The sequence below is a fragment of the Caldifermentibacillus hisashii genome (assembly GCF_039654145.1).
Classification (GTDB): domain Bacteria; phylum Bacillota; class Bacilli; order Bacillales; family Caldibacillaceae; genus Caldifermentibacillus; species Caldifermentibacillus hisashii.
The window spans coordinates 550,399-557,500 of the sequence record NZ_CP155467.1; the positions used below are offsets into that span (position 1 = coordinate 550,399).

Consider the following 7,102-nt stretch of genomic DNA (forward strand, 5'->3'; position numbering starts at 1 on the left):
AACCCACCCGTCTTTGAAATGTTAAACTCAAGTAATGATCATCACTTCAGTAACTTCAAACAGCCGAATACCTGAATACCCAAAATGGATGTCCATTCTTTAGCATATTTGGAAAGTTTGTCTCATATATTCATATTGCAAGAATTAAGGAGACAAGACTTCTCCTCACATGATTGAAATAAAGGGGTTGGAAATATGAAAAAAGGCTGGATTTATCTATTTGCCGGGCTGGTATTCGTTATGCTTTTGGCGGGTTGCGGTTCGAAAACGAAGGAAGAAGTCATCCAGGAATTGAATAAGAAAACCGAGGAATTAAAAGGATATAAGCTCGATGCCAAGATGACTTTAACAATGGGGAATGAGGCTCAAGAGTATCAAATTGAAGTGTGGCATAACAAACCTGAATTATACCGGGTCCATATGAAAAATGCCGAACGGGACCAAAGTCAAATGATTTTAAGAAATAAAGAAGGTGTATACGTACTAACACCTGCACTGAACAAAAGCTATAAATTTCAGAGCGAATGGCCGAAAAACAGCAGTCAACCATATTTATACGAATCGCTTGTACAAGATTTATTGAAAGATGATAACGCGAAATTGACTGAAACAGATAAGCATTATGTATTTGAAACAAAAACTCGATACCAATATAATAAAATGTTGCCTTTACAAGAAATTACGTTTAACAAAAAAGATTTTACACCGGTTTCTGTGAAAGTCATGGATTCCGATCGGAACGTGAAGCTTGCTGTTGAATTTTCAAAGGCAGAATTCAATGCAAAATTTGATAATGGTTCCTTTGATTTGAACAGAAATATGACCAGTGCCCAAATGGAAGCTCCTGTGAGTACTGTAGAAAAAGATGCAAATTCTGAGCTAACTGTAAAAATTCCAACAGAAGAAATTGCCGGAACTACACTCGTCGATGAACAGGAAGTCACTACATCTAACGGAAAACGTGTAATTTTAACATATGAGGGTGATAAAGCCTTTACCCTAATGCAAGAACATGTCGAAGTTCTTGAAACATCCAGTATGTCACCAACAGTCGTTAAGGGTGACCCAGTTGATTTAGGCTTCACGATAGGTGCATTGACGGACAATTCCCTGACTTGGACGGACGGTAATGTTGAATATATGATAGCTTCCAATAATTTGACAAAAGAAGAAATGGTAATGTTGGCGAAATCTGTTCAAAATGTTTCTGTTGAGAAGTAATTTTATAAAGATGTAAGTTCATTTGATTGTTTTGATAATGAGTTGGTCAAACAGTTTCCAATCATGACAATATAATTTTTTTGTAAAGGGGTCTATCCTGAATTGGGCACCACAAACATCGAGAGTGCGTGTGTGAATTTTTCAGGGTGACCTCTTTATTCTTTACACAACTTCAATCAGTGGGGAAATCGATATCTCCTGCTGATTGCAAAAGGTCTGCGGAGCCCTTCCCAATTTTTCTGTTCTATGATAACCATATACTGAATAATTTCATATTGTGGCTCAAAATTAAACCATATATATTTTTTAACACATTACAGATTATAGAAAGTGACTGGAAAGGTATAAAAGATATTGGGTTTAGAAAAAAATGTCCAAACTGAATGTGCAGCGGTCGAATTTTGCATAAAAACCGACTATTTTGGCTGATAATAGTGAGGAAGTGAAAGAAATGACTTTTCATTATGATAAATAAATGTTACTATGTATAAAGAAGCATAGTGAGTAGTTGGAGGTGTCTTTTGTGTCTGAATCCAGCGCAACACAAGAAATACTAGTGAACTTGCCGCAAAGTCTATTACTGGAGATGGATGGATTTATTAAACAAGAAAATGTGAATCGCGATGAGCTGATTTATCAAGCGACAAAAATGTTTTTACGTGAAAGGAAAAAAAGACACATTCGAGAATCCATGAGACGGGGATATATGGAAATGGCCAAAATTAATTTGACTATTGCATCGGAAAGCTTTCAGGCTGAATATGAGGCAGAACATACAGTTGAGAGACTAGTAAGCGGAGGATAAGCCTTTGATTGTTAAACGAGGCGACGTTTTCTTTGCCGACCTTTCCCCTGTCGTTGGTTCAGAACAAGGAGGCGTCCGTCCTGTTCTCATATTGCAGAATGACATAGGGAATCGGTTCAGTCCAACTGTGATTATCGCAGCGATCACCGCTCAGATTCAAAAGGCAAAATTACCTACACATGTGGAAATCGATGCGAAAAAATACGGCTTTGAACGAGACTCGGTTATACTTCTAGAACAAATTCGGACAATTGATAAACAGCGACTTACCGATAAAATTACCCATCTGGATGAAGAAATGATGGAAAAAGTTGATGAGGCGTTGCAAATCAGTTTAGGATTGATCGAATTTTGAATGAAAACAACAATGACGCTCTTGAATGAAAATCAGAGCGTTTTTTCATACATATGTTTGGAAAAAAGCGGTAAATTCTTTAGGACATCCGAGTGGGAATCCTCCTCTATTCATTAAGGAGATGAAAGCTCGGTCAGATATGATGGGCGAAGGAAAATTCCAAAGAAAGTATCTGAAAGAGTTAAACACTCAATCAGTAGTGGTGTTGGGCACACCTGTGAAGTACCTACAACTTTGTAGGGGTTCCGAAACTCGTTATTTTAATGGCGGGTAGTTCATAGTGGGAAAGGTGTTCATTTCAATGTTTGTTCTGCCAAAAGGTAAGTCATTACGGCTTATCTTTTTTATTTTTCCTAAAGCAATGTGGAAAGCCAAAATTGATTTACTCGTTTTTTTCAATCATAATAAGGTAGTGCTGAAAATGTAATAATGGGAGTGAATACATTGGAGCAAACCATTGATAAACAATCGGAATTAATGAAACAAGTGGCAAAGGAATTAGCCATTAAGCTAACACAAGTAAAAAATGTTATTGATTTAACGAATGAGGGCAATACAATCCCTTTTATAGCAAGATACCGGAAAGAACGGACGGGTGCTTTAGATGAAGTTGTTATCCGTGATATCCTTGATCGTTGGAACTACTTGTTAAATTTAGAAGAACGGAAAGCGGAAGTTATCCGAATTATCGACGAACAAGGAAAATTGACGGAAGATTTGGCGGGAAAAATTGAGAACGCAACAAAACTGCAAGAGGTAGAAGATTTATACCGGCCATATAAACAAAAGCGCAGAACAAAAGCAAGTATCGCCAAAGAACGGGGATTAGAACCGCTAGCAAGTTGGATGATGACCTTCCCGGAAACAGGAGAATTGCGAGAGGAAGCCCGTCGTTATATTAATGAAGAACTTGACGTACATACAGAAGAAGATGCTATTACCGGAGCAAAAGATATTATTGCTGAAATGGTTTCAGATGATGCAGAGGTGCGGAAATGGATCCGTTTTGAAACGATGAAACACGGAATAATTGAATCAGCCGTTAAAGATGGAGAAAAGGACGAAAAACAAGTATTCGAAATGTACTATGAATATGAAGAACCTGTCGGAAAAATTGTTCCACATCGGATCCTTGCCTTGAATCGCGGCGAGAAAGAAGGAATTTTAAAAGTTTCTGTAAAACCTGATATTGAAAAAATCATCACTTACTTAAAGCAATCGTTTATTAAAAATGAGCGTTCACCGGTTGCTTCTGAAGTCATGCTTGCGATTGAGGACGGCTATAAACGGTTGATTCAACCCTCAATTGAACGGGAAGTTCGGAATGAATTAACGGAAAAGGCCGAAGAACAGGCAATCCATATTTTTTCTGAGAACTTGCGGAAATTATTACTGCAGCCCCCATTAAAAGGAAAAATTGTCTTAGGTGTCGACCCGGCGTATCGGACCGGCTGTAAATTAGCCGTTGTCGACGAAACAGGGAAAGTTCTTCATATTGATGTCATCTACCCGCATCCACCGGTGTCAAAAAAAGACGAGGCGGAAAATAAAGTAATGGGGATTATTGAAAAATATAAGGTTGAAATGATTGCGATCGGAAATGGAACAGCTTCACGTGAAACCGAAGAATTCATCGCCGATACTTTAAAAAAATTAGGTGGTAGTGATACCTATTATTTGATCGTTAATGAAGCGGGTGCCAGCGTCTATTCAGCATCAGATCTTGCACGGGAGGAATTTCCTGATCTTCATGTTGAAGAAAGGAGTGCCGTCTCAATTGGCCGGAGATTACAAGATCCTTTGGCTGAATTAGTGAAAATTGATCCGAAATCAGTTGGCGTTGGTCAATATCAACATGATGTTTCCCAAAAAAAATTGCAAGAGTCGCTTACTTTTGTCGTTGAAACGGTCGTTAACCAAGTTGGCGTCAATGTAAATACGGCATCCTCCTCGCTTTTGCAATACGTCTCTGGGCTTTCCAAAACGGTAGCCAACAATATTAAAAAATATCGTGAGGAAAACGGGAAATTTAAAAATCGGGATGAACTGAAAAAAATTCCTCGCCTTGGTGAAAAAACATATGAACAAAGTATCGGGTTTCTCCGGGTTGTTGATGGAGATGAACCATTGGATCGCACAAGTATCCATCCCGAAAATTATCCGGTTGTTAGACGTTTATTGGAGAAATTAGGCTTTTCAACAACAGAAATTGGTTCTGAGAAGCTCATTCAACGTTTAAATGAAGTCAATATTAATGATATGGCTGTTGAACTCGAGGTAGGAGAACTTACTTTAAAAGATATTTTCGATGCATTGAAACGACCGGAACGAGATCCGCGTGACGATTTACCAAAACCATTACTTAGAAAAGATGTATTAAAGATGGAAGATTTAAAACCAGGTATGGAACTTCAAGGAACGGTTCGGAACGTTGTCGATTTTGGTGCATTTGTTGATATCGGTGTTAAGCAAGATGGACTCGTCCACATTTCGAAAATGAGTAACCAATATGTTAAACACCCGCTTGATGTTGTTTCCGTCGGTGACATTGTAACTGTTTGGGTGAACGATGTCGATGTGAATAAAGGCCGGATTTCCTTGTCGATGTTAAAGGAAAGTTAAGAGGAAACGGTTTTTGTTCTTGATAAGGAATCATGCATAATCGAAAAGGAAGTCGTTTATTGTTAAATAAAAAACGTTACAGTCACATCATCATGGTCGTATCGCCAGTCACTGAAAAAGTCATTTATTGTCAACTAGAAAGCCCCTTCCGCAAATGTCATTCGGAAGGGGCTTTCATAATGATCTGCATGCCTACCGCAAATCTAATGGATTGCCCGGAACGATGGAAGAAGAAATTAAGAACAATTTTTTCTCATATAAAAATACCAGCACTGATTTAATAACTTAATTTGGTACCGATTTTTCTCTAAAAAAGCCCTTTGCATTTGTTTTTTGAACCAACTCGGCATTAACCACCCCTCCTTTTGAAAGAGGTAATCCTCACGATAATATTTTTGAAAGGAAATTGTACAAATCCACATAACCGAAAAATGAACGTTTATTCCAATTACCTTTTTTATTATTGCAATTCAGGATAGAATCTGTTTAAGGTCAGCTGATGGTACAGTTTTTTAAATGTGTGTATAATTTAATCTATGTTAAAATAGATTGTCAGTGAACTACTTTTATTAAAACACGAAACTTTATAGGTTATAGGTGAAATCAAAAATGAATGATCAGCAACTACAAAATTTAGTTGAAAAAATATCCCTGGAATATTTTAACAGGCAATTCAAACATAAAGCAGTTTTTAATAAAAGACTGCGGACAACGGGTGGAAGATACATACTACAGACCGGTAATATTGAAATTAATAAAAAATATTATGATGTGTATGGAGAAAAAGAATTAATCGGTATCATTAAACATGAACTTTGTCATTACCACCTTCATCAAAATAAAATGGGTTACCGACATAAAGACCAACATTTTAAACAACTTGCCAGTCAAGTCGGTGCTCCCCGATACTGTACACCATTACCTGAAACATTAGAAAGAAAACGGTCAGTGCAAATATATCAATATCAATGCTCTAATTGCGGCCTTATTTATAAGCGGAGGAGAAGAGTAGATACAAATCGCTTTGTTTGCGGGAAATGCGGCGGCCGGTTAGTCAAGGTAGACGAGTAAACACGAAGAGGATAAAACAATTTTTTGTTGATTCTGCTCTAGCACCCTACTTTCGGCACTTGCCTCAGAAACTTTTGGTTTGATTTTGCTTTGTTTACAATTTTTATTGGCTTACTTATACTGCAAGTTTTAAATCAACCGAAAATATCAATTGAAATAATCGTTATTATTAGTACGGTGATTTTTACAGTCTGGCGAATTTGCTTGTTCCAATTGGAATTGACGTTACTATAGTAAAAATCTTTGTTGCATGTGTCGGGATGGTGGAAAAATGGAAATAAGGTGGGATTTATTATTATTGACATGTCCATTGATACTGACGTGGTATGCTCCAATTCAACAGGGAGAATTGGAACCCTTTTTCGATGAACAAGTTATTGAAGATGTCGATCGTTTGGAAATTGATTGCCGTGATTGCCGAGGGGGGCTTTCTTTTATTTTGTCAACGTGGTATAATATAGATAATGCTTTTTCGAACGAACTTGAAATATCAAAAAGGAATAAATGGTTTGGCGTTCTTGGTGAAATCATTAAGAACTTAATCACACTGGATCGACTAAGGAGTCGTAAGGATGTATGAGAGGTAGGGCATACGTCGTTTAGGTTTTAAATAAAGGAATATTACCGCGGCAATTTATCTTGAGATATATAGTAAAAACAAGTTTGAACATATTCGTAAAGTATTTTAAGGCGCCTGAACGGGTGCTTTTTTAATTTTGCTTTAGAGGGAGAGATGGTGAAATTAATCAGGTAATTATTGGAAACAAATAAGCCTCTTTGGACATGGTGTTTTGCAGGATGGTAGCATAGAACTTGAAACTTCTTATTCATCAAAACAATAAAAAGTAGGGTGCTTTTTTGGTTGGTTTTTAATCTAACTGGGGTGAGGGAGGCTATTTTGAAAAAGGAATGTAAAATGAAGGAAAATGTGTTTTTGGGGAGGTGTATGATAAATATTCGGAAATTACATGAAATTTTTCCGATGGATGTGTTGTTACTAGCGGACCTTCTTACGAACATGTTCAGGA

At 37.2% G+C, this 7,102-nt stretch carries 7 protein-coding genes; 6 read left to right on the forward strand and 1 reads right to left on the reverse strand.

What is annotated here, in order from left to right:
- The first annotated feature begins 195 nt into the window (after window positions 1–195).
- The 4 genes from NSQ14_RS02610 to NSQ14_RS02625 all read left to right on the forward strand — a co-directional run bounded on the left by NSQ14_RS02610 (window position 196) and on the right by NSQ14_RS02625 (window position 5,003).
- Window positions 196–1,221 carry a LolA family protein gene (locus tag NSQ14_RS02610; protein ID WP_095142674.1) on the forward strand — a complete coding sequence of 342 codons (1,026 nt, stop codon included), beginning with the start codon at window positions 196–198 and terminating at the stop codon, window positions 1,219–1,221.
- A 523-nt stretch (window positions 1,222–1,744) separates the two neighbouring features.
- A complete protein-coding gene (locus NSQ14_RS02615) occupies window positions 1,745–2,026 on the forward strand; it encodes a CopG family ribbon-helix-helix protein (RefSeq protein WP_034767827.1) in 282 nt (93 codons plus the stop codon).
- 4 nt (window positions 2,027–2,030) lie between these two features.
- Window positions 2,031–2,381, forward strand: coding sequence for a type II toxin-antitoxin system PemK/MazF family toxin (locus tag NSQ14_RS02620; protein WP_034767829.1), 351 nt, complete (start codon window positions 2,031–2,033; stop codon window positions 2,379–2,381).
- A 444-nt stretch (window positions 2,382–2,825) separates the two neighbouring features.
- Window positions 2,826–5,003: a Tex family protein gene (locus tag NSQ14_RS02625; protein ID WP_285847832.1), complete on the forward strand. Its 2,178-nt coding sequence runs from the start codon at window positions 2,826–2,828 to the stop codon at window positions 5,001–5,003.
- 236 nt (window positions 5,004–5,239) lie between these two features.
- On the opposite strand, the gene cmpA is transcribed toward NSQ14_RS02625, so the two are convergent.
- Complete coding sequence (gene cmpA, locus NSQ14_RS02630) at window positions 5,240–5,353, reverse strand: cortex morphogenetic protein CmpA (protein ID WP_095142672.1); 114 nt, start codon at window positions 5,351–5,353, stop codon at window positions 5,240–5,242.
- Window positions 5,354–5,612: 259 nt separating this feature from the next.
- On the opposite strand from cmpA, the gene NSQ14_RS02635 reads away from it, so the two are divergent.
- Both NSQ14_RS02635 and NSQ14_RS02640 read left to right on the forward strand, forming a co-directional pair.
- Window positions 5,613–6,074, forward strand: coding sequence for a SprT family protein (locus NSQ14_RS02635; RefSeq protein WP_251246564.1), 462 nt, complete (start codon window positions 5,613–5,615; stop codon window positions 6,072–6,074).
- 271 nt (window positions 6,075–6,345) lie between these two features.
- A complete protein-coding gene (locus NSQ14_RS02640) occupies window positions 6,346–6,654 on the forward strand; it encodes a hypothetical protein (protein WP_346216826.1) in 309 nt (102 codons plus the stop codon).
- Window positions 6,655–7,102: the final 448 nt, after the last annotated feature.